Raw genomic sequence first — 24,880 nt, 5'->3', positions numbered from 1 at the left:
TCTAAACTCAGCAATCTAAAATTAAAGAATGACAGGACTCGTATATAAATCTACAGGAAGTTGGTACACTGTAAAATCAGAAAATGGCGATTTTATAGAATGCCGTATGAAAGGGAAGTTTAGGATGAAAGGTATTAAAAGTACCAATCCTATTGCTGTAGGCGATATTGTCGATTATGAACTGGAGGAAACTTCAGATGCTGTAACCGGAACGATTTTTAATATTCACGAAAGAAAGAATTACATCGTTCGTAAATCGGTTAACTTATCGCATCAAATGCATATTATTGCATCTAACATCGATCGTGTGTTTTTATTGATTACGATTAATAATCCGCCTACTACCTTTAACTTTATTGACCGTTTTCTCGTTACTGCCGAGGCGTATAATATCGAAACTATTTTGGTTTTTAATAAAATCGATACTTTTGATGAAGCTACACTTGAAGATCAATTGTATATGCAATATGTCTATCAGCAAATAGGTTATAAATGTCTTCGTGTTTCTTCGACAGAAATGAAAGGTGTTGAAGAGTTAAAAGAAATGATGATCGGTAAAGTAAGTATGTTTTCCGGACATTCCGGTGTGGGAAAATCGACTTTGGTAAATGCAATGGAGCCTTCTTTGCATCTTAAAACCAAAACCATTTCGGAGGCCAGTAAACAAGGGCAGCATACCACCACTTTTGCCGAAATGTATGATTTGTCTTTTAATGCAAAAATTATCGACACACCGGGAATTAAAGGTTTTGGAATTGTTGACATGGAGCCTTCTGAAATCAGTGGTTATTTTCCTGAGTTTTTCAGATTAAAGGATCAATGTAAATTTAACAACTGTTTGCACAAAGAAGAACCACATTGTGCGATCAAAGCTGCTTTAGAACGAGATGAGATCGCTTGGTCACGTTACAATAGTTATTTGAAGATTCTCGAAGGAGATGATGAAAACTATCGTACCGATTCTTATGACGAGGATCGAAAAGCAAGTGATGAATTGAGGAAATAAAAAATAAATTCCAAATTCTTAAAATTTCAAATCAAAAATTATCGACAGAGTTTGATTGTAGAGATGTACTGCAGTGCATCTAACGTTAGAGTTTAGAATCTTTTTAATTCGTGTAATCTGTGGCAAAACCAAAATATCTTCTATTATAATGAAAGTAGTAATTCAAAGAGTTTCCCAGGCGTCAGTGACAATCGATCATCAAAAAGTGGCTGATATTCAAAAAGGTTTATTAATTCTGCTCGGAATTGAAGACGCAGACAATCAGGAGGACATTGATTGGCTGGTGGGGAAAATCATTAAAATGAGAATTTTTGGAGACGAAAATGATGTAATGAATTGTTCGGTTCAGGATATCGATGGAGATATTATTGTAGTAAGCCAGTTTACGCTTCACGCTTCTACTAAAAAGGGAAACCGTCCTTCGTATATAAAAGCTGCAAAACCTGAATTTGCTATCCCAATGTATGAGAATTTTCTAAAGTCTTTAGAAAAGGAATTTAATAAAAAAATACAAGCAGGAGTTTTTGGTGCCGATATGAAAGTTAATCTCTTGAATGATGGACCGGTAACTATTTTAATAGACAGTAAAAACAGAGATTAAAAAAAAATTAGACGAATGTTAAGGATTTCTAAAAATAATATATATTTGGCGAAATTACTTACTAAATGAAAAGCCTGGTTTTTACGTTATTTTTTTGCTTGTTTACCCTTATTTCTTCCGCTCAGAAAAGCGAATATGCTGTGGCTGCAATTGCCGATAGTCTTAAAGAAAATGCTAATGCAGTAGTTCGTTTGGATCAGACTGATATGGCTATTTTGTCACAACGAAGCATGAATACTAAAAATCATCGGGTTGTAACAGTTTTAAACGAAAAAGGGGGTAGCGCTATACAGGCTTACGAATATTACGACAAATCAACTTCGGTCAAAAGTATTGAAGCAACAGTTTATGACGCTCTTGGTAAAGAAATCAAAAAAATTAAAAGAAAAGATTTTAAAGATCAGAGCGTTGTTGGAGGAGGTACTCTATTTTCTGACAGCCGGGTTGTATATTTAGATTATACTCCCATTTCATATCCTTTCACAGTTGAATTTAATAGTGAGGTTCAGACTTCTTCAACTGCTTTTATCCCAAGCTGGATGCCTTTAAGAGGATTTTATACCAGTATTGAAAAAACAGTTCTCAATGTTGTTTATCCTGCTGATTTAGGTTTTAAAAAGAAAGAAATTCAATTTTCAGGTTTCAGTATAAAGAGAAATACAGACACTAGTACTCAACTTTCTTATACTGCAAATACTATTTTAGCACAAAAACAGGAAGATTATAGCCCGGCATACAAAGATCTTTTTCCTAAAGTCATGATGGGGTTAGAATATTTTCATTTGGAAGGTGTTGACGGTACCGCTACAAACTGGACAGATTTTGGTAAATGGTATTCTGAAAAGATACTCTCGGGAACAACAGATTTACCTGAGGAAACCAAAGCTAAAATAAAAGCTGTTGTTGGGGGGGAAAAGGATCCGATAAAAAAAGCAAAACTGGTTTACGATTTTGTACAGAAAAAATCAAGATATGTGAGTATTCAGGTCGGAATTGGCGGATGGAAGCCCATGCTGGCTGCTGATGTTGACCGCTTAGGTTATGGCGACTGTAAAGCTTTAACCAATTACACAAAAGCACTTTTACAAGCGGTAGATGTTCCGTCTTACAATACCGTTTTATATGGAGATACTTATAAAACAAACATTGAGTCTGACTTCGTTTCAATGCAGGGAAATCACATGATTTTGTCGATTCCGAATGGAAATCATTATACTTGGTTAGAATGTACGAGTCAGGACGATCCTTTCGGGTATCAGGGAACTTTTACGGATGACAGAGATGTATTAGTTATTAAACCAGAAGGAGCAGAAATTGTGCGAACAAAAGTGTATCCAGATGAAGGCAACACTCAAAATGAAAAGGGGACTTATACAATCGATGAAAATGGGCACTTTTCAGGTGCTATTGTAATACATTCAGAAGGATCTCAATACGCTTCAAAAGCCAGAACTGAACATTTATCCCCAACCGAAAAAGAAGCCCACTACAAAGAATACTGGGACAACATCAACAATCTGAAATTAGGTAAAATTAATTTGAACAATAACAAAGAAATGATTCGTTTTACCGAAGACGTTCAGCTAAGTGCTTTAAATTATGCTGCGATTTCGGGAAATAAAATGATTTTTGCTGTAGATGCCTTTAATCAGAGCTCTGCTAATGTAAAAAGAATCCGAAACAGAAAAAATCCATTTCAAATTCAACGCGGGTATTTAGACACTGATGAGATTGAAGTTAGTTTACCTGTGGGTTTTACGATTGAATTTTTGCCCTCAAATTTCGAATTAAAAGGAAAGTTCGGAGCATATAAAACCGAAATCATTAAAAAAGAAAACAATAAACTGCTGTACAAACGTTCACTGTTTTTGAATAAAGGAAAATACTCCAATAAAGAATACGATGACTACCGCCTTTTTATGGAGCAGGTGTCAAAAAATGATAACGCCAAAATTATATTAACCAAGAACTAACCAAATGAAATTTATTAAATTTTTAAGTTTTTTAATTGTGTTGCTTTGTATGTTCAAAGTAACAGCACAAGAATTTAAACCAGGAAAGGTGTCTGTTGCTGAATTAGAAGAGAAAGTGCATCCTAAGGATTCATCAGCGGCTGCTGCTATATTGTATAGAAAAGGTATAGCCAGAATTGAATACGACGAGGCTGAAGGTTTTGTTGTGGTAACAGAAGTCGAAACCAGAATTAAAATTTATAAAAAGGAAGGATACGACTGGGCAAATCAAAAAGTATGGTACCGTAATGAGAGTGGCTTTAAAGAAAAGGTAACATTTAGTGATGCTGTTACTTACAATTTGGTCGGAGGGAAAATCGAAAAGACAAAACTGAAGAGCGATGGAGTGTTTGATGAAGCAGTCAATAAAAACAGGTCACAAAAAAAGATTACAATGCCTAATGTTAAAGAAGGTTCTGTTATTGAATTTCGGTATGTTTTAAGATGTCCGAGCGATCGACTTATCAGGGAGTGGGAATTTCAAACCAGTATTCCTGTGAATTATTCCGAGTTTACCACCTATATTCCGGAGTATTATGTATTTAATTCAAGGCAAAAAGGATATATCTTTCCTAAACTAACAGTAGAAAAAGCTTTAAAGACGATTACTCTCAGAAGTAAAGAAAGAAGTGAAGGGATGAACAGTACGACAGTATTTTCTACAGATAAAATTAATTATACTGAAACAAGAACAACTTATGTAGCGAAAGATTTTCCGGCTATGAAAGAGGAAGCTTTTGTGAATAATATTGATAATTATGTATCGAGCATTCAGCATGAATTATCAATGACAAAACATTTAAATGCACAATTAAAAATGTATTCGACAGATTGGAATTCTGTTGTCAAAACCATTTACGAATATGATGATTTTGGTCCTGAGTTAAATAAAACGGGATATTTTGAGGAAGATCTAAAAGGAGTATTAGTTGGGAAAAATACACCTGACGAAAAAATACTTGCAATTTTAGATTATGTAAAAACTAATGTGAAGTGGAATGATTATGGAGGCTATAGTTGTGACAGTGGTGTTAAGAAAGCCTATAAAGAAAAATCAGGAAATATTGCCGATATTAACTTAATGCTCACAGCGATGTTGCGTTATGCCGGATTAACCGCAAATCCGGTATTAGTTAGTACACGTTCTAACGGGATTTCACTTTTTCCAAACAGAACGGCTTTTAACTATGTAATTGCAGCAGTGGAAACTCCAAATGGAAATGTTTTATTAGATGCCTCTGATAAGTTTTCGACTCCTGGTGTTTTACCACTAAGAGCTTTAAACTGGTATGGCCGATTGATTCGAAAAGACGGAAGTTCTGAAGAAGTAGATTTGATGCCTAAGAAAACATCAAATGATATTGTTTTTATGAATTATACTATTGATCCGGAAGGTAAGGTCACAGGAAAAACTAGAAGACAATGTACAGATTACAATGCGATGATTACAAGAGCTAATATTTCGGGGCTTAAAGAAGAGGAATATTTAGAAAAACTGGAGAATCTAAACAACAAGATTGAAATCAGTGAGTATTCCAAAACAAATGAAAAGAATATTTTATTGCCTATTGTTGAAACCTATTCTTTTACAGGAAACAATTTATGTGAAGTAATAGGTGGAAAAATATATGTGAGCCCAATGTTGTTTTTTGCAAATAACGAAAATCCATTTAAACAGGAAGTGAGAGAATATCCGGTAGATTTTGGGTTTCCATTTATGGATAAATACAATATTACACTTCAAATTCCTGAAGGATTTACGGCAGAAACATTGCCGGCACCAGCTGTTATTAATATGCAGGATGACTTAGGTAGCTTTAAGTTTAATATTGCTGCAAACGATAACCTTTTACAAATCACTATTCAGCATCAAATCAATGCAGCGATCGTTACAACAGAACAATACGAAATGCTAAAAGAATATTATAAAGGTATGATTGCGAAAGAAACAGAGAAAATTGTTTTAAAAAGAATCTAGTGGTATTAAAAGATTAGAATTATTTTTGTTGAAAAATAGAACTATGGATTTGAAAAATGCACAACTAGACGTAGATACCTGGATTAAAGAACATGGTGTTCGTTATTTTAATGAACTAACCAATATGGCGCAGCTTACTGAAGAAGTAGGTGAGGTTGCCCGAATTATTGCCCGTAGGTACGGGGAACAATCCGAGAAAGAAAGCGATAAGAATAAAGATCTGGGCGAAGAATTGGCCGATGTTGTTTTTGTAGTGCTTTGTTTGGCCAATCAAACCGGAATAGATTTACAAGCCGCTTTTGATAAAAAAATGGATTTAAAGTCAGTTCGCGATAAGGATCGTCATAAAAACAACGATAAATTAAAATAATGTGATAAGTCACTGTAAAGCTTTGGAGTGTCCTTTATTTAAAATAAATTTGCAAAAACGCATAATTTAATTACCTATAATGAATTTACTACTCCAAACAACTCAACATAATTTACAAGGACAAATTGCAGTAACAGGATCAAAAAGCGAAACCAACCGGTTATTGTTGTTAAAAGCATTGTTTCCAAATATTACTTTGGTTAATACTTCAAACTCTGATGATAGTGAAGTAATGCAAAAAGCGCTAATCGGCCATGATGAAATTATAGACATTCACCATGCAGGAACGGCAATGCGTTTTTTAACTGCCTATTTTGCAGTAAATGAAGGAAGAGAAGTAGTGATGACGGGTTCCAGCAGAATGCAGGAGCGTCCGATAAAGATCCTGGTAGAAGCTTTAGAACAATTAGGAGTTGAAATCTCTTATGAAAAAGCAGAAGGCTATCCGCCAATTCGTATCAAAGGAAAAAAAGTAACCGCTTCAAAAGTAACTTTAGCAGCCAATGTAAGTAGTCAGTATATTTCGGCACTTTTATTAGTGGCATCAAAACTGGAGAATGGTCTGGAACTGACTTTAAAAGGTGAAATCACTTCGATCCCTTATATCAAAATGACTTTGGCTTTGCTAAACGATTTGGATATTCAAACAAGTTTTGAAGGAAATGTAATTAAAGTATATCCAAAATCTGAAGTAGTTTCCAAAGAAATGGTAGTAGAATCAGATTGGAGTTCGGCTTCGTACTTTTTTAGTTTAGTAGCTTTGGCTGATACCGCTTCCATAACTTTGAGCAGTTACAAAGAAAATAGCTTGCAGGGTGATTCTGAATTGGTATCACTTTATGAAAAATTAGGAGTGAAAACTACTTTTGAGGATAATAAAATGACGCTGATAAAACGAGAGAATTTTAAATTTGAAACCGTAAATTTTGAATTAAACAATACTCCCGATATCGCACAAACCATCGTAGTAACCTGTTTAGGATTAGGAATAGGTTGTCATTTAACAGGTCTTCATACCTTGAAAATTAAAGAAACAGACCGATTGGAAGCGTTGCGAATCGAGCTTACAAAATTAGGAGCTGACATTTCAGTAACCAATGACAGTTTGACTTTGGCAGCGTCAGAAAATATTAAGCACAATGTGAAAATTGGGACTTATAATGACCATCGTATGGCAATGGCATTTGCTCCATTGGCTTTGAAAGTGCCAATTATTATCGAGGATGCCGAAGTAGTTTCAAAATCATATCCTGATTTTTGGAATGATTTGAAAGCATTAGACTTTGAAATTGTCGAAACCTTATAAAAAATAGAAGCTCGTTCAGGAGCATAATATAATTGAATAGCCTCCGGTTGAAACTGGAGGTTTTTTTGTGGATTTATTTTTGACTATGATCAGATAAAAGAGGCGTTGATTTTTCAGGAATCAGGATTAAAGGTGCTTTGATTTCTTATATCGTTAAAAAAAAAGATAAAACTTTCATTTTTAAGCAACTCAAAGTGTCAGTAAACCAAAGACTTTTGAAAATAAACAGCAAAACACTTGACAACGCCTATCTCACAATCGTATATTTGCACACGATTTACAATTTTAGATAAAAAATCTAAAGTCTACACTCTAAAATCAGCAATGTCAATATGAAATTATCACATTTTCAATTTAATTTACCAAAAGAACTTTTAGCAGAATTTCCAGCAGAAAACAGAGATGAGTCTCGTTTAATGGTAATCGATCGCCAAAAACAAACTATAGAGCACAAAATGTTCAAAGATGTTATCAATTATTTTGATGATGGAGACGTTTTGATCCTTAACAATACTAAAGTTTTCCCGGCACGTTTGTACGGAAATAAAGAAAAAACAGGAGCAAGAATTGAAGTTTTCTTATTAAGAGAATTAAATTCAGAGCAACGCCTTTGGGACGTTTTGGTTGATCCGGCCCGTAAAATCAGAATAGGAAACAAACTTTATTTTGGTGACGACGATTCGTTAGTGGCTGAGGTAATCGACAACACTACTTCTCGTGGTAGAACTTTACGTTTCTTATACGATGGGTCTTATGAAGAATTCAGAAATAAATTGACAGAACTTGGAGAAACTCCAATTCCTAAATACATCAACAGAGAAGTAACTGCTGAAGATGCTGAAAGATACCAAACGATTTATGCAAAAGAAGAAGGAGCTGTAGCGGCACCAACTGCCGGTTTACACTTCTCAAAACACCTTTTGAAAAAATTAGAAATTAAAGGAGTAAATTTCGCCGAAGTAACACTTCACGTAGGTTTAGGAACTTTTAATCCGGTCGAGGTTGAAGATTTGTCGAAACACAAAATGGATTCTGAGGAATTGATCATCAGACAAGAAGCTTGTGATATTGTAAATGCTGCAAAAGCAGGAAGAAAACGTATTTGTGCAGTTGGAACAACTTCTATGCGTGCCATCGAAAGTTCGGTTTCATCTCAAAATACTTTAAATCCTTACGAAGGCTGGACCAATAAATTTATTTTTCCTCCTCACGATTTTAGTATTGCAAACTGTATGATTACAAACTTCCATACACCAAAATCAACATTATTAATGATGATTTCTGCTTTCTGCGGTCACGATTTGATGAAAAGAGCTTACGAAGAAGCAATCAAAGAAGAATACAAATTCTACTCTTACGGAGATGCAATGTTAATTCTTTAATTAGAATTTATCTTATAAACATACCCTACAGGTTTTAAAAACCTGTAGGGTTTTTTATTTTATAATGGTTTCAAGTTTTAGGTTTCAGGTTCTGTTGGTAACTTGAAACCTGAAACTTGAAACAGAATAAACAATTTTTGTTATTTTTACGATTCAAAACAAACGCAATGACTTTTCAAAATACACGCGAATTCGCGAAACAACTCGATTCAGAGGATATTTTAAATCACTATCAGAACCAATTTATATTCCCAAAAGTTAATGACAAAAGAGTAATTTACTTTACTGGAAACTCTTTAGGATTACAACCAAAACGTTCCAAAGCTTATGTTGATGAAGTAATGAACGATTGGGCAGATCTTGCTGTTGAAGGTCATTTTTATGCCGAAAAGCCATGGTGGGATTATCAGGAAAGATTTGCTGAACCTTTAAGTAAAATTGTTGGGGCTTTACCTTCTGAAGTTACGGTGATGAATACTTTGACCGTAAATCTCCATTTGTTAATGGTTTCTTTTTATCAGCCAACGTTAACCCGCTATAAAATTATCTGTGAGGAAAAAGCATTTCCTTCAGATCAATATATGTTTCAGAGTCAGGTACATTTTCACGGCTATAAAGCCGAAGATGCGATTGTTGAAATCAAACGCCGTGACGGAGAACACAATATTCGTCTCGAAGATATCTTAGCTAAAATTGAAGAAGTTGGAGACGAATTGGCTTTGGTGTTAATAGGAGGTGTAAATTATTATACGGGGCAGGTTTTTGATATGAAAACAATTACAGCTGCGGGACAAAAAGCCGGAGCAAAAGTAGGTTGGGATTTGGCACATGCTGCCGGAAATATCAAACTGGAACTTCACAACTGGAATGTAGATTTCGCCGCCTGGTGTAGTTATAAATACATGAATTCAGGACCGGGAAATGCTTCAGGCTGTTTCGTGCACGAAAAACACCATAATAATCCCGACTTGCCAAGATTTGCAGGATGGTGGGGACACAACAAGGAACGTCGTTTTAAAATGGAACCAAATTTTGATCCCGTTCATGGAGCAGACGGTTGGCAAATTAGTAATTTACCGATACTTTCTTTAGCGCCTTATTTAGCTTCAGTTGAAATGTTTGCTGAGGTTGGAATGGATACTTTAATTGCAAAAAGGGACAAAATTACCGCCTATTTAGAATTTATTTTACATGAAATAGATAAGGAAGTAAAAGGTAATTTTGAGATCATAACACCTTCAAATCCTGACGAAAGAGCCTCCCAGCTTTCAGTCTTTTTACACGGAGAAGGAAGAAGTTTGTTTGATTATCTTATGAAAAATGGTGTTATAACAGACTGGCGTGAACCAAATGTAATTCGTCTGGCACCCGTTCCATTGTATTGTTCGTATGAAGATATGTACGATTTTGGACAAATACTTAAAAAAGGAATATTAGGCAAATAAGCTAAAATATAATCTCGTCAAGACGCTAAGTAGCAGGGTTTTTTAATTCACGCCATATTCAAAGAGGTTCAAAAGGTTTTTTAAAATCATTTTAATCCTTATAATCTGTGGCTAAATATAACTTAGCGTCTTGGCGATTTTTCTTCAAAAGTGTTATAAAAATAATCGGTCTCGTCAAAATCGGAAACCACTTAAAATCTTCAAATTGTATAAGCTTTGAGTTAAATCTTGTAACTTCAACCATATAGATCTTCTTTACTTTGTAGTGTAATAATTTTTAAACTACAAAATCATGAAAGCCTTATATGTTTTAATTGCTGCATTATCTATTATTTCTTGCCAGAATCAGGGAAAAGAGGATATTAATAAAGCGAAACAAGCTAGTATTGATTCGATGAAAGTTGAAATTAATAAACAAAGAGTTATTGATTCAATGAAAACAGAAATGGCAAAGATCAAAGAAGAGCAAAAGGTAGCATCTCAAAAAATAGCATCTCAAAAAGTTGTAGTGGTGCATCAACAAGCTGATGGTACAGCAACAGCGCCACAAACTGCAACTAAAAAGAAAGGCTGGAGTTCTACTGCGAAAGGTGCTGTAATTGGAGCAGGAGTGGGGGCAGTGACTGGAGCCATTGTGAGTAAGAAAAAAGGTCAGGGAGCCATAATAGGTGGTTTGGCCGGAGCAGGTGTTGGCGCCGGAACCGGAGCTATCATCGATGGCAGCAAGAAGAAAAAAGAATAAAGGATAAAACAGATTTCAAAATAAAACCGCCGATTTAAATTTTAAATCGGCGGTTTCTTTATACCAACTCAGTGACTGGGACTTTTATTGTAGCCAGTTCCAGTTTGTAAAAATCGAATTGGTATTTCATTTTTTCTATATCATTTTGAAAATAAAAGGTAGATTCAAATAAACCTTCATAATACGCGATTCCTTCAAAGAGATTGGTTTTAAAAGTATTCCATTTCTTTAATTGCGCATTCGTGACCTCTCCTGAAACAGTATTGATCTCATTTTTTAAATACTCGATATACATTTTCAGTTCCTTCACAAATAAATTAGGTCTGCTATTGGTTCTCAGGATTGATTTATTCCCATAAATATGTGCCAACATATCTGACAGGGAAACTTCTTGATCAAAATAAGCCATATTCGGTCCTGGACAGATAACCACACCCTGTGGCTGCCCCTTGATTTTAATATCATTTTCTAAATAAGATGCATTGGCCAATCCAACACACAAACAGGATTTTTCGGTGATCGCAAATTTAGCTCTTTCATAAGCTTCAGCAGAAAAAGTATCTTTTTTCGCCGCTAATTCTTCTAATTTAATATCCTGAAATTTTTTCGATGCTGTACAAATCCCATGCGGGTCGTATTCTTTGCTTAGTGCCAGAAATTTTTTAGGGCAGGCACTTCCAGCTTTATTTTGCTCGATTCTTTTTTGCTTTAGAATTTCATTTGTAGTGCCTTTCAAAGTGTTAAACGGAACACCCAGTGGAGAAATGTGGCTTAAATACAAATCTTTCTCCTTCGCTTTCATTAACAAATTGCGGGTTGCCTGATCTACGGATGTAGCTTCGGGAACCAATAAAAAAGGAGATCCCCATCCTACAGAATCTACCTGGTAATTTTGTAGCAAAAATTCATGTTCTTCGGCAGTTCCTACGCCGCCTTGAACTGTAATTTTTAGAGGCAATGGATTTTCAGGCGTATGAACTTGTTTCTGCTGTAATACCTTTGTCATCAGTTCATGTGCCGACTGAATAAGCTGATTCTTTTTTTGTTTGAATTCTTCTAAAATCGGGCCCAATAAAAGACCGTCAGTTGCAAAAGCGTGTCCACCGCAGTTTAGTCCTGATTCTATTCGGTATTCAGAAACCCAAAGGCCTTTTTTAGCCAGGAAATTTCCCTGAATCATAGCCGATCTAAAATCACTTACTTTTAGAATAATTCTTTTTTTAAGCTCATTTTTACTGTTAGGGAAAAAATCGGAGAAATTTTCAAAATAGCTATACAATCTCGGATTCATTCCTGCCGAAAGTACAACCGAAGATTCAAGATTGCTATTTGCAAAACCCCTTAAAGCAGCATGGGCATCATTAAATTCGATGGGTAGCTGTTCGTTTTTTTCGAAATTATCTTTATCGAGTTTGGTCATGATGTTTACATCAATTAAACCGGGTGAAAGATGAGATTCGATGTAATTTTGGATGTTTTCCTTGAAAGAAATCCCATCGTCGAGTAAATTCTGAAAGCCTTTTTTGATGTCTGAAGTATTCGGCAACATCGCAATGTAGTTTTCCAATGCGGTTTTACTTTCGATTAGTTCAGCTTTAAAATTTTCGAATTTGTATTTTACAATCTTATCTACTAGATCAAGGTAAGAGGTGATGCGCTGTGCCCTGTAGTCCTGAAATTTTTGGCTTATTTCTTCGTATGGGAAATTAAATTTAATACTGTAAAAATTACGCATCTTTTCAATTAAATCATCATCAGCAATAGAAACAACAGATGAAATACCAAATTGCGCCACCCGAATTGGGCTGTCAATTGTATATGCGAGACCCATTACAGGGATATGAAAAGTGTGTAAGGATGGTTTTGCCATTTGCTTTTAGATTAAAATAAAAGCAAATGTTAGGAAATAAATTCTCAAAAAACCTGATAATTGTCAGGTTTGCAGTTTCTTATTTCACAAAATTTGTCATTAAGAATAGTTGATAGGCTAATTTGTGCAATTTGTGGCGAAAGAAAACAAAGCGTGACGAAAAACGCATCACATTAAATGAGAATCTTCTTGAAAGACTCTGCAATGCTTCGCCATAAAAAATTATAGAATGATTTCTCCTGAATTCGTTCTAATTCAACATCGGCGGTTTTGGTTTTTTCCCCGGAGTTATTTTTCAGTAATAAATTAGCAACTGCTGTTTTTAACTTAGCTTCTTTCTCAGGATGTTTCTTTTTGAATAATTTCACTTTTAGATCTTCATAATCTAATGAAGCATTTCCTTTTGCAGTATTGTCATTTCCGTAAAAATCAAAATGATATTTATTGAATTTCCCTGTAAACGAAGTGTTTATGTAAGGTTTGGTAAACGGCTCCATTGCAACAACATCAAAATTAGAAATGGTTCCCTGAATATGAAAACTGTCTTTTTCATCGAGCACATTAAAACTCCAGTCAATATTCAAAGGAGAGGTTTTCATAAACAAACAATTGATTTTTATTTTTACATCAGCCATCTTCTTCAATGCGAAACCACTTTTGAGATTGGTAGCCTGCAAGTTTAAACGATCAAAATTTAAGATTCCGGGGCCTTTTGAAAAATTAATTTCTTCTTCGTAAACCAATTTTGATTTTAAAATCTGTATCGTATCAATTTGTAAAGGGAATTTAATTTTTCGCAACAAGGCATTGTATAGGTATTTTTTACTCAAATCATCTTTTGGTGTTTTGTTACGATACACGTTTGCTTCTATATGATGGGCAACCAGCGAATTGGCTTTAAAGAAAAACAGCTCTTTTTTAAAACCCCAATCCATTTTTTCAATATTGGCAGAATCCAGTTTTATTGTATAAATGTCTTTTTCTTTCTTTAATTTCTGAACAAACTCTTTTCGATTAAATTCAGGTAGATAAGAAAAATTCGTAATCCTCAAAAAGTGATTTTCGGTAGTGATCCGGTCTACATTCATATGATAAAAGGCATTGGGTTTATAATACAGACTATCGCAAATGAGAACATATTTTTTAAAATGCATTGGGATTTTTTCTTTTAAGGTAGCTGCCGTTACCAAAATCCCTTCGAGTTTTAAAACGATTTTTTTGATGCTAAAAATAGGTTTGTTATTAGTTAGAGAGACCACATCAATACTTCCTTCATTTAAATAAATATTCGAAACTGCAACTATTTTTTGGAAGGGTTCTATAATCTCCGTTTTGATGTTTTTACTGTTGTTTAAAAGGTTTTTATCTTTTTTGTATAAAATAACGCGGGGTTTATTGATGATGATACTTTCGGCTTTAATAACATCGCGGAATGCCAGATCCCAAATGTTGAAATGTTGAATCGTAATCGATTCGATTTTAGAGTAGATTCCGTTTTTTGCTTTGCTGTTTTTAAGTTGGCTTTTGGGATGAATTAATAACGTTTGTGCATGAATGCTTCGGGACCAGAGCGACACTTTTATTTTTTCGTAATGGATAGCATAAGCGGTTGTGTTTTTCTCGTTTACGATAATAGGTAATTGTTTTTTTATCCAAATATTAAGACCAATATTGAGTAAAATCACAAAAAAGAAGACTGAAATGATACCGATCGCTATTTTTTTATAGATTGACATTTATAGGATTGATTTTAAATACATAAATTTAGACTTTTAAAAGCGATGTTTCTTACACGATTTTAAATTTAAGTTATATCATTTCAAAATCATTTATCCTTATACGTTTCATAAATATGAGAAAAATTAAAAAAATTCTGCTGGTACTATTGGTATTGATCGTTATTCTTGGAATCGGTTTATGCGCTTACATTTTTCATTTGAAGCCTAAGTATGAAGGCGAAGTCGAATTGAAAAATCTCCAAAAGGAAACCACAGTGTATTTTGATGATTTTGGAGTTCCCCATATTTATGCCGATTCTGAAAAAGATGCCATGACAGCACTAGGTTATGTCCATGCGCAGGAACGATTATGGCAAATGGAATTGCTTCGAAGAATTGCACCCGGAAGATTGTCGGAAATCTTTGGATCGGTTGCACTAAAAAATGATAAGTTTTTCTCCGGAATTGGTATCGAAGAAGCTTCGGCAAAAGCTATTGCGAAATTAGATCCAAACAGTCAGAGTTATAAAATGACGATGGCCTATCTGGACGGAATAAACCAATATTTGGAAGAAGGACCAACTCCGGTTGAGTTTACGCTAGTAGGCGTGAAAAAAGAAAAATTCACCATAAAAGACGTTTACAATATTTTTGGATACATGTCTTTTAGTTTCGCTATGGCTCAAAAAACAGATCCTTTATTAACCTTTATTCGAGACAAGTATGGTGTCGAATATTTGAAAGATTTAGGGATCGAGGGCGAGTTTAATACCACCAAAATTAAAAGTTCAAAAGAAAATATAGAAGAGTATACTGCCATTTCAAAGTCGGTAGCAGCGTTGCTGGATAACTCACCGGTTCCTCCTTTTGTAGGAAGTAATAGCTGGGTGGCCGGACCTACCAAAACAAAAAGCGGGAAAGTGATTTTTGCTAACGATCCACATATTAGTTTTTCGCAGCCTGGAACTTGGTACGAAGCACATTTGGCAACGCCGGATTTTGAATTGTATGGCTGTTATCTGGCTGGAACACCATATCCGTTATTGGCGCACAACCGTAATTACGCTTACGGACTGACGATGTTCGAAAATGATGATATCGATTTTTATCAGGAAAAGAATAAAAGTGATGACTCCAATCAATATCAGACGCCAACAGGTTTTTCGGCTTATACGTCCCTGAAGAAAACGATAAAGGTAAAAGATACTTCAGATGTGGTTTTGACCGTTAAATCAAGCCGACACGGGCCAATTATGAATGATGTGCTGGATCATTTAGATAAAAAAAATCCTATTGCTATGTCATGGGTGTATACACAACAGCCCATTCAGATTTTAGATGCCGTTTACGGACTTTCACATGCTAAAAATAAAAACGATTTTAGAAAAGCAGTTTCGCTGGTTGCCGCACCTGGTTTGAATGTGATGTATGGTGATGCCAAAGGAAATGTGGCATGGTGGGCAACAGGAAAACTTTATAAACACGATAAAGGCGTAAACACTTTTCTTATTTTGGATGGCGCGAGCGGCAAAGATGATATTAAAGAATATTTGGATTTTTCGAAAAACCCTTCTGCCGAGAATCCAAAATGGGGTTATGTGTATTCAGCCAATAATCAACCAGAAGCCATTGATGGATTTTTATATCCGGGCTATTATTTACCAGAAGATCGTGCGAAAAGAATTTCAGGTTTGATGGATGCAAAATCAGATTGGGACAAAGAAGCAATCAGTAAGATGATTTTTGATAATACCTCACCCGTTTCACCAGGAGTAGTGCAACATCTGGTTTCGGTTTTAGTCGGAAGTTCTCTTTCAGCAGAAGAAAAAGAAGCTATAAACTTTTTACAATCATGGAAAGGAACCAATAATCTGGAAGATGTTGGACCAACGATTTATAATAAATGGGTTTATTTGTATTTAAAAAATACTTTCGAAGATGAAATGGGGGCTGATAATTTTAGATTATATCTTGATACCTCTTTGGGAAAACAAATTATTGCAAGACAAATTGAAAAGGAAAACTCTGTTTGGTGGGATAACATCAAAACCAAAAATATAAAAGAAACCAGAAGTGATATTATTTCGAAATCATTTCATGAAGCTGTAACAGCACTTCAGGAACAATTGGGCGATAAGGTAGCAGATTGGCATTGGGGGAAAGCACACACAGTAGAGCATGAACATCCTCTGGGAAAAGTAGCTGCTTTACGTGGACTGTTTAATGTAGGACCTTTTGCAGCTCCCGGATCAAACGAGGTAATAAACAACCAGTTTTTTGGATTTAATAAAGAAGGGAAGTATCGCGTAAAAGGCGGACCATCAACCAGAAGAATTATTGATTTTTCAGATATCGAAAACAGCTGGAGTATTTTACCAACCGGACAATCGGGAAATCCGTTTAGTAAACATTATGACGATCAGGCCGAAATGTATAATGCCGGAAAATTTAGAAAAATGAAATTGAATAAAGAGGAGATTATTAAAACATCAACCAAATTAGTTTTGAAACCAAAAGCGAAGTAGTGTTTTTGGTTTCAGGTTCCAGGTTCCAAGTTTCAGGTTCCCCATTTAACAATTAACAATTTACTTATACCTGCCACGAACAATATCATTTGCAAATATTTCAAGGTTATAGCCCAGTGCATCGTTGGTAACCATGACATTTGTAGTTTGGTATACAGTATCTTTTTGGTAGGTTTTTAACAATGTTTCTAATTCTATTTCATTATAATAAGCAAACATATTATAAACAGCATCACGGAAGTTTTTATAGTTAATACTTTCGGTTATTTCAACTGTTTTTTGATCATTCCATTTTTCTTTAAGTGCGGCTTCGTTGATGGTTGCCAGGCAAAAATCGCTCACATAGTTTTTGTAATGTGCTGCTTCCACAATTTTATCAATTATAATTTTGTTTTGCTGAGAAGGCATTGGAACCGTTTTTCCAGAGGTTTGAGAATTACCAATGAGCGGAATAAACATGCATAGTACGAACACTAAAAGAGTCTGTTTCTTTAATTTTTTCATAGGTTAAGTAAAACAGTTTACAACATTTCTTGTTGTAAATCAGATTGATTTGGGATTTGTTATCTTTTTTTTGGGCGGTGCTAAAATACTATTTTAAATATTTAATTATCGAATCTGATTGTTAGAAATTGTAACAAAAAAACTCCGCTAAAACAGATTATGAATCTGTTTTAGCGGAGTTTCTAAAGAAGTTTGCTGAGCGTTATTTTGTATTGTTTTTCGAAATTTCTTCTAATACCTTTTTGCCGTTTTCATTTGAGGGATCCAGTTCAACTGATTTGGAATAATTTGCAAACGCAAGTTTTTTATCCCCATCAGCCAAATATGCTTCTCCTAAACTATCATACACATTTCCGGATTTTGGAAAAGTTTCGGCGTTAATTTTAAAAATCTCGATCGCTTCTTTAATTTTTCTTTTTTGTAAAAGTTGATAGCCCACATCATTCATGTCGTTTTGCTTGATAGCGAAAGTAGGATCGTTTTTTAATTTGGCATAAGCAGCCGTTCCGCTTGTAACCCCTTGTTCTGTAAAAACATCCAAAAGCTCAAACGCCAAAGATTTTTTCGGCTGGTTGAATGATTGTTTGTACAAAATGGCTCTGATCGCATTGCTCATTTCATCCAAAACAGTTCCGCCGGTGTTGTTTAGTAAAACAATTAGATTTTTATCCGTCACAATACGAACGATATTGGTGTTAAAACCATTGATTCCACCGCCATGTTCAACAATTTTTAATTGGGCGGCATCTTTTCCTTTGTTTTTTTCGCTGACAACCCATCCATAGCCGTAAGACTCATTTTTTCTTGTGCTGATGTAAGGTTTGAACAATAATTCTGTTGATGCCTCAGAAAGTATTTTATTGGCATAAAGTGCCTGATCCCATAGGTACAGATCTTCCACCGTAGAATATAAAGAACCTGCTGCGTAAGGTATACTCATATCGATATAGGAAGCATTGCTAATTTTTTTGGCATTTTTCTCATAACCGGCAGCTCTGTTCTCCAAGAGGACTTCGGGACGATCATAGCCGGAATTGACCATCTTCAATGGCGTAAAGATGGTCTCTTGCAAATAGTGCTCGTATGTTTTTCCGGTAACTTTTTCGATAATATATCCTAAAAGAAAATATCCGGAATTACTATAGCTGAATTTTTCACCCGGAGTAAAATCAAGCGGTAAATTAGAGAATGTTTTGACAAACTCTTCAGGGGTATAAGGATTTCTGCTCTTGTCTTTGAAAAAATCAGGTAAAGAAGTATAATTTGGAATTCCCGAAGTATGCGTAAGTAAGTGATGAAGCGTTATTTTATCGCCTGTTTCTTTAGGGTAATCTAGTAAATAAGTAGTGATAGGAACATCTAGTTTTAGTTTTCCATCTTCAACTAATTTTAAGATTAAAAAGGCGGTAAATTGTTTGGTGATGGAGCCCAATCTGAATTTGGTATTAGTCTGATTTGGAATATTCCATTCCATATTAGCTGAACCAAATCCTTTCTTAAAAATGATTTTTCCATTTTCGGCAACCAGTGCCGAACCATTAAACTGTCCGTATTGATTGTACGTGCTTAATAGTTGGTCAATTTGTTTTGCTTTGTCCTGTGCAAAAGAAATGTTTAAAGCAAAAAAGAGTAAAATAGTGCTGAGAACAACTAGTTTGATTGGTTTTTTCATATTGATTGATGATTAAGGTTAGTAAACCAGTGATTGATTTTTGATTTGATGATTGAAACTCCGTAATCTGTTCAGGATTATGTTGTCGTCTTTATTTAGACGACTCGTTTTTAATTAAGTTTCAGAATCAATCCTTTTTTTATCTTTTTTTTAACACACTAGCGGGAGAGCACAGACCGAATGCTACTATTTTACAGATCTATGCTCATAACTAACAATTTTCTTTACCTTTCAATCTTTATTTTTTGTTCGGGCATGAGGATAAATTCCACCTTTTCAAAATGTATCTCTAAAATGGCTGAGTTGGTTTAAGCGAATAGCACTTCACCTAAAAATTGCACAATAAGGATAAATAACTTTAGCATAGATTTATTTCGTTTCTATATCAATTATTTTCTGACCCTTTTCACCAAAATAATGCGTTACAATCTTTTCATAAGCCTTATAGCCATCATCAACATTGGTGAAAATAATTAGACCTTGTTTGGTTTTTGGGAGTAATAAGAAAATGGTTTGAACACCCTGATCAGCTCCGCCATGCGATAAAGGATAATCGTTATCTCCTAAATCATAAATTTCAAAACCCAGTCCGAAGTATTTATTTTTCTTGGTTTGAATCTGATGGGAAGTCATGTCTTCGAAAACCTTTTTGCTCAACCCATCGCTGTTCATGACGCTGCATAAAAATGTTCCGTAATCTTCAATAGTCGTTAGTAAATCATCAGCGGCATTTGCGGTTTTGTTTTTAGTAGGTTCATAAGCATTCCCCTTATTGTCGTAACCAATGGCATATCTTGACAAATCAATTTTATCGTTCCAGATCAATTGAGTGTCATTCATTTTTAAAGGTTTGAAAATTAATTCACCGGCTAATTGATCCAGTGTTTTATGAAATTTTTTCTCTAGGGCTCTTCTTAAATACTCCAAGCCTTCTCCCGAATATTGGTATTTTGTGCCGGGTTTAAATTTAAAATCCAGTTTGCCAGATTTGTTCATGAATCTCCAGTTTGGGAAACCGGTTTGATGGCTTAAGATAATTCTGGTTGTTAACAATTTAGTATTGGGATCATTTGCAATGTCCGGATCTGTCCAGTATTTGTAAAGAGGTTCGTCGAGGTCCCATTTTCCGGAACTCACTAATTTTAAAGTTACAATTGCAGTAACAGGTTTGGTTAAAGAGGCTACATTCCAAATCGAATTATAGGGTGCCGGAACTCCTTTTTTGAGTTCGCCAAATACTTTTACTTCCTGTAATTTTCCATCATTGATGACACCAATTCCCAGTGCCGGAATATTGTTTTGAGTTAGCCATTTTTTAATTTCGGCATCATTGTCAAAGATATCTGATTTGGTACCTGCGGTATTAACCGTTTGGTGATCGTAGCTAAGGGATCGTCTTAATTTCCAGTCACCTTTTTCTAGAATCCATAAATGTGTAAATCGGGCTGTGCTCCCAAATTTATCTTTCCCTTCCGGTGTAGGTTCAAAAAATTGATGAATTCCTATTTGCAAAGCACCATATAATAAACCGTTCTTGGATAACGGATATATTTCCGTACTGCCCTTTACTAAATCTCTTCTGGCTTGATACGTTTTGGTCGAACTACATAAACCTTTTCTAATGTTTTTTAGAAATAAAGCTTTGTCCTGAATACTATCCTTGTCATGATAAAATTCAAAATTATCACTTAATAGATTTTCAAACTGTTTTACGTCGCAGGTATTAAAACCGACATTAAAGAGAAGACTGTCTCTTGACATAATCGTTTGGTACAATTCGGAGCCTTTTTTTTCCTGAGAGAATCCGGTTTGGAATTGGAAAAGAAACATTGCAATTAAAAAAACTTTTAATTGAAAAATAGATGGATTGGTTTTCATTTTATATTAGTTTGGTTGATTGATGATTTTGCAATAGTACTGCAATCTAAAATCTAAAAATTGTACAAATGCGAAATCCTATCTTTTTTTAGAAAGAAAATATAAACTAGAGTTGAATGTTTTGGGAGTCGTTTTCATAACACCTTTAAATTGTTTTATAAAATGCGACTGATCAAAATATTTGTTATAAAGCGCAACTTCAGTCAGACTGAGTTTTTCTAAATTGGAATGCACCATTTGATCCACCGATTTTCTGAATTTCAGAATCTGGATGTATTTTTTAATAGTAAGTCCGGTTGCTGTTTTAAACTTAATCTGTAATAAACGCTGAGAGACTTTTAAATCTTCCCCAATTTCTGAAACCGAAATTTCTTCGTTGCGAAGTCTAATAATCTCACAGATTTTTTCGATGGTATTCTTGGCAGGGTTTGTAAAACTTAATGTCTCAAAATAGGTATTTAATATCATCAATAATACCGAAATGTCATTGTTTAAGTTATAATCTGTTTCAGCCGCAAAAGGCAATTCAGCCGGATTGATTTTGATAATAGAATCGCTAAAATGGCTCAAATCATATTGAGGAAACATCGAAAGCGTCCAGGGTTGTAATTGAATGATGGTGACTTTGGTTTTAGGTCTTATATGAACCAAAACTTTGTTGGTCATTTGCGAGCAAAAGTAAAATCCCTCGTTCATCTCATATTTTTGCTTACTCGTGTGAACCTCTATTGAGGCCCCGCTAACAATAGCTAGATTAAAACAGCCATTGGGTAAAACGAGTTTGTTTTCAATTGTCGTTTCACCATTGCCATTGTCCAGGCACCAAATTTTATTAACAAACCGCTCGCTTTTTTCGCTTACATAATGTTCTGAATATAGATTCATTTTGAGATTATGTTTTGATGAGTTGTTTCCTATAATTCTTCAACGGTACAATATGTTAAATAATTTTGAATTCGCTCTGAGAGTCTTTTTTCTAAATAAGTGTTGCCGCCTTTTAGCGTGTTTAGAATTTGTACAGCTTGTTGATGATACTCTTTTATTTTTTCTACACTCCAGTTTTCTGGCGGAACCTGTAAATTAGTTATTCTGTCTGCTAATTTCACAGCCCATACCTCTTTTGATAATTCTTTAATTCGGGCTAGACTATCAGTCATTCTTTCTTCTTTAGGGATTTTAGAATTCTTTGTTAACGCCAGAACAGCCTGAGCAATTTCTTCATCAAATTCGGCTGTAAGTTCTTCAAATGTAGTTTCTGTATCTTCAAGTATATCGTGGAGTAATGCAATTTGAATTGCAAATACAGTATTAAAAGCCGTTGAGTTTTGCGAAGCCAATAGAATTTCCATTGTTACATTACTTAAATGAACAACATAAGGTAAATTAGTTCCGGGAATTACCTGATTTTGGTCGGCATGTCTTTTTGCGGCAAATTTTATGGTTCTTTGATATATGGTCTGTAAATCAGTCATAGAAGAAGTATTTTAGAATAAGCTAAAATACCATTTTTCTATCACAATAGAGGCGGTTTTTCTATGTAAATTCAGAGAAGTATTCCCCTTTAACGGCCTCCCAGTCCTCCAAAATAATACTATAATAAACATCATCTTTGCTCCTTCCTTCCGAGTCGATATAATTATTTCTGAAAAGACCTTCTTTTGTGGCACCCAGTTTTTCAATCGCTTGTTGTGATTTTTTGTTTTCGAGATCGGCACTGAGCTGGATTCTTCTGAATAGAATGTTTTCAAACCCGAAATTTAATAGCTCAAACTTACAGGCTTTGTTCAAACCTGTTCTCTGAAATTTTTTTCCGAACCAAGTCCAGCCAATTTCACATTTTTGACTTGCATAATTAAGATAACCGTATCTTGTACTTCCGGCAACCTTATTGGTAGTTTTATCAACAATCAAAAAAGGATAACAGGTACCGGCAGCCTTTTGCTGTAAGGTATTTTGAATATAGTTTTCAAAGTCTTTTTCATCGCGAACGTACATACCCATATATTTCCAGACATCATCGTCAAAAATGATTTCTTTGAGTTCAATATTTCGTTCATTTTCAAAAGGAAGTAGTAAAACTTTTTCGTTTTCCAGAATAATGTTCGATTGTAGTAGTTCGTTTTTCATTGTTTTGTTTTAGAGGTTAGCTAGAAAGTCACAAAGACACAAAAAAAATTCACGTAGATTTTTTTAATCCTTTAATCTGTGGCTATAATAAAATTTTGCGATTTTGTGGCTCTGCGAGATTATTTCTTCAGCGAAAGTAGCCTTTTTCGGATTTCTAATAAATCTTTAAAAAGATAAATTTGTTATGAAAAATAATGCTGCATGAGGGATAGGAGCGGTATCCTTTTATGACGGGGTTCGGCATAAAAGATATAGCGAATAGCCCGACCCGCTTTTTTCGGCGGGTCATGCCCATATAAATCATAAATATTTCCTTTATTTTTAAGCTCTTGTAGAATTATTACTTATTTTTACGATCTTATATTTAGATTTTTCTTGATGCAAACTTCACTAAAAATTGCAGTTGTCGGTTCTGGATTAGTAGGATCACTATTGGCAATTTACCTTAAAAAAGCAGGTCATGCCGTTCATGTTTATGATCGTAGTCCTGATATTCGCAAAATTAATTTTTCGGGTCGTTCTATTAATCTGGCAATGTCCAACCGTGGTTGGAAAGCACTTGATGGTGTTGGTGTAGGAGATGCTGTGCGGGAAATCGCTATTCCGATGGACAAACGAGCCATTCATTTAGTCGATAAACTCAATTTTCAGAATTATGGACAGGAAGGGGAATCGATTTATTCCATTTCCAGAGGAACGCTCAATCGCAAAATGATTGACCTTGCTGAAGAAGCGGGAGCAGAATTTCTTTTCGAACAAAAAATCTGGGACGTAACTCTAAATGATGCTACTTTGCACATAGGGGAAACCGAAAGAGGAGAATGGGAGGAGAAAAAATACGATATGGTCTTTGGTGCCGATGGTGCTTTTTCGAGAATCAGACACAGAATGCAGCGTCAGAGCATGTTCAATTATTCACAGGAATTTTTGAATATGGGGTACAAAGAATTGAATATTCCGGCAAATGCTGATGCATCGCATAAATTAGATAAAAATTCTTTCCATATTTGGCCACGTGGCGAATACATGTTAATTGCACTTCCTAATTTGGATGGAAGTTTTACCTGTACTTTGTTTATGCCTTTTGAAGGCAAAAATTCATTTGCTTCGCTTACAGATCGTAAAATGGTGGAGGATTTCTTTACGAAAAACTTTCCGGATTCGATCGAAGTAATTCCAGAACTGGCAAATGATTTTTTTAAGAATCCAACAAGTACCTTGGTAACCATGAAATGTTTTCCGTGGACATACGAAGATAAAATTGCTTTGATAGGAGATGCCTGTCATGCTATTGTTCCTTTTTATGGACAAGGAATGAATGCAGGTTTTGAAGATATTACGGTTTTAAATGAAATGATCGAAAAGTACGGAGACGACTGGAAGAAAGTCTTTGCTGAATATCAGATTTCGCGTAAACCAAATGCCGATGCAATTGCCGAATTGTCCTATCGCAATTTTATGGAAATGAGTACTAAAACGGCCGATGAGAAATTCTTGTTACAAAAGAAGATTGAAAAAGCATTCTCAGACAAACATCCTGATAAATGGATACCACTTTACAGTCGCGTAACTTTTAGCGATCGTCCTTATACAGAAGCTTTGGCAATTGGAGATTTCCAAAACGAAATCATGGAAGAGGTATTGGGAATCGACAATATTGAAAACATCTGGGACACTCCAGAAGTAGAGAATAAGATTCTTGAATTATTGCAAAAATAGATCAGTTGCAATATTAATATCAAAA

19 protein-coding genes are annotated in these 24,880 nt (G+C 34.8%); 11 read left to right on the top strand and 8 right to left on the bottom strand.

Annotation, left to right across the window (positions count from 1 at the left end; translation table 11 throughout):
- The first annotated feature begins 28 nt into the window (after positions 1 to 28).
- The 9 genes from rsgA to AC3IS6_RS02875 all read left to right on the top strand — a co-directional run bounded on the left by rsgA (position 29) and on the right by AC3IS6_RS02875 (position 10,842).
- Complete coding sequence (rsgA, locus tag AC3IS6_RS02915) at positions 29 to 1,006, top strand: ribosome small subunit-dependent GTPase A (RefSeq protein WP_173965939.1); 978 nt, start codon at positions 29 to 31, stop codon at positions 1,004 to 1,006.
- Between the two features lie 148 nt (positions 1,007 to 1,154).
- Positions 1,155 to 1,607, top strand: coding sequence for a D-aminoacyl-tRNA deacylase (gene dtd, locus AC3IS6_RS02910; protein WP_173965938.1), 453 nt, complete (start codon positions 1,155 to 1,157; stop codon positions 1,605 to 1,607).
- 65 nt (positions 1,608 to 1,672) lie between these two features.
- Positions 1,673 to 3,580, top strand: a complete 1,908-nt coding sequence (locus AC3IS6_RS02905) for a DUF3858 domain-containing protein (RefSeq protein ID WP_489163410.1) — start codon at positions 1,673 to 1,675, stop codon at positions 3,578 to 3,580.
- 4 nt (positions 3,581 to 3,584) lie between these two features.
- The gene (locus AC3IS6_RS02900) at positions 3,585 to 5,597 is read left to right on the top strand and encodes a transglutaminase family protein (RefSeq protein ID WP_489163408.1); all 2,013 of its coding nucleotides are present in this window, start codon (positions 3,585 to 3,587) and stop codon (positions 5,595 to 5,597) included.
- Between the two features lie 43 nt (positions 5,598 to 5,640).
- Positions 5,641 to 5,967 (top strand): nucleotide pyrophosphohydrolase, encoded by a 327-nt coding sequence (locus AC3IS6_RS02895; protein ID WP_012022600.1) that lies wholly within the window; start codon positions 5,641 to 5,643, stop codon positions 5,965 to 5,967.
- Positions 5,968 to 6,046: 79 nt separating this feature from the next.
- Positions 6,047 to 7,273 carry a 3-phosphoshikimate 1-carboxyvinyltransferase gene (gene aroA, locus AC3IS6_RS02890; protein WP_489163405.1) on the top strand — a complete coding sequence of 409 codons (1,227 nt, stop codon included), beginning with the start codon at positions 6,047 to 6,049 and terminating at the stop codon, positions 7,271 to 7,273.
- A gap of 332 nt (positions 7,274 to 7,605) precedes the next feature.
- Complete coding sequence (gene queA / locus AC3IS6_RS02885; RefSeq protein WP_173965934.1) at positions 7,606 to 8,655, top strand: tRNA preQ1(34) S-adenosylmethionine ribosyltransferase-isomerase QueA; 1,050 nt, start codon at positions 7,606 to 7,608, stop codon at positions 8,653 to 8,655.
- Positions 8,656 to 8,822: 167 nt separating this feature from the next.
- On the top strand, positions 8,823 to 10,100 hold the full coding sequence (kynU, locus tag AC3IS6_RS02880) for a kynureninase (RefSeq protein WP_489163403.1): 1,278 nt from the start codon (positions 8,823 to 8,825) through the stop codon (positions 10,098 to 10,100).
- A 292-nt stretch (positions 10,101 to 10,392) separates the two neighbouring features.
- On the top strand, positions 10,393 to 10,842 hold the full coding sequence (locus tag AC3IS6_RS02875; protein WP_489163401.1) for a glycine zipper family protein: 450 nt from the start codon (positions 10,393 to 10,395) through the stop codon (positions 10,840 to 10,842).
- 58 nt (positions 10,843 to 10,900) lie between these two features.
- Here AC3IS6_RS02875 and AC3IS6_RS02870 read toward each other — a convergent pair whose 3' ends face one another.
- Together AC3IS6_RS02870 and AC3IS6_RS02865 are read right to left on the bottom strand one after the other, a co-directional pair.
- Positions 10,901 to 12,712 carry a hypothetical protein gene (locus tag AC3IS6_RS02870; RefSeq protein ID WP_489163399.1) on the bottom strand — a complete coding sequence of 604 codons (1,812 nt, stop codon included), beginning with the start codon at positions 12,710 to 12,712 and terminating at the stop codon, positions 10,901 to 10,903.
- Between the two features lie 173 nt (positions 12,713 to 12,885).
- A complete protein-coding gene (locus AC3IS6_RS02865; RefSeq protein ID WP_489163398.1) occupies positions 12,886 to 14,448 on the bottom strand; it encodes a hypothetical protein in 1,563 nt (520 codons plus the stop codon).
- A gap of 116 nt (positions 14,449 to 14,564) precedes the next feature.
- Between AC3IS6_RS02865 and AC3IS6_RS02860 the strand changes: the two genes are divergently transcribed.
- Positions 14,565 to 16,955 (top strand): penicillin acylase family protein, encoded by a 2,391-nt coding sequence (locus AC3IS6_RS02860; protein ID WP_489163396.1) that lies wholly within the window; start codon positions 14,565 to 14,567, stop codon positions 16,953 to 16,955.
- Positions 16,956 to 17,015: 60 nt separating this feature from the next.
- Here AC3IS6_RS02860 and AC3IS6_RS02855 read toward each other — a convergent pair whose 3' ends face one another.
- The 6 genes from AC3IS6_RS02855 to AC3IS6_RS02830 form a co-directional block, all read right to left on the bottom strand.
- Positions 17,016 to 17,459: a hypothetical protein gene (locus AC3IS6_RS02855; RefSeq protein ID WP_489163394.1), complete on the bottom strand. Its 444-nt coding sequence runs from the start codon at positions 17,457 to 17,459 to the stop codon at positions 17,016 to 17,018.
- Positions 17,460 to 17,661: 202 nt separating this feature from the next.
- Positions 17,662 to 19,131: a serine hydrolase gene (locus AC3IS6_RS02850; protein WP_489163392.1), complete on the bottom strand. Its 1,470-nt coding sequence runs from the start codon at positions 19,129 to 19,131 to the stop codon at positions 17,662 to 17,664.
- 369 nt (positions 19,132 to 19,500) lie between these two features.
- Positions 19,501 to 21,009, bottom strand: a complete 1,509-nt coding sequence (locus AC3IS6_RS02845) for a serine hydrolase domain-containing protein (protein WP_489163390.1) — start codon at positions 21,007 to 21,009, stop codon at positions 19,501 to 19,503.
- A gap of 78 nt (positions 21,010 to 21,087) precedes the next feature.
- Positions 21,088 to 21,894, bottom strand: coding sequence for a helix-turn-helix domain-containing protein (locus AC3IS6_RS02840; protein WP_489163389.1), 807 nt, complete (start codon positions 21,892 to 21,894; stop codon positions 21,088 to 21,090).
- A 29-nt stretch (positions 21,895 to 21,923) separates the two neighbouring features.
- Positions 21,924 to 22,481 carry an HD domain-containing protein gene (locus AC3IS6_RS02835; RefSeq protein ID WP_489163387.1) on the bottom strand — a complete coding sequence of 186 codons (558 nt, stop codon included), beginning with the start codon at positions 22,479 to 22,481 and terminating at the stop codon, positions 21,924 to 21,926.
- Between the two features lie 61 nt (positions 22,482 to 22,542).
- Positions 22,543 to 23,136 carry a GNAT family N-acetyltransferase gene (locus tag AC3IS6_RS02830; protein WP_489163385.1) on the bottom strand — a complete coding sequence of 198 codons (594 nt, stop codon included), beginning with the start codon at positions 23,134 to 23,136 and terminating at the stop codon, positions 22,543 to 22,545.
- Between the two features lie 378 nt (positions 23,137 to 23,514).
- Between AC3IS6_RS02830 and AC3IS6_RS02825 the strand changes: the two genes are divergently transcribed.
- Positions 23,515 to 24,855: an FAD-dependent oxidoreductase gene (locus AC3IS6_RS02825; RefSeq protein ID WP_489163384.1), complete on the top strand. Its 1,341-nt coding sequence runs from the start codon at positions 23,515 to 23,517 to the stop codon at positions 24,853 to 24,855.
- Positions 24,856 to 24,880: the final 25 nt, after the last annotated feature.

The organism is Flavobacterium sp. KH_035, assembly GCF_057839565.1.
The sequence above is the reverse complement of the archived record's forward strand: the minus strand, read 5'-3'. Positions and strand labels throughout refer to the sequence as shown.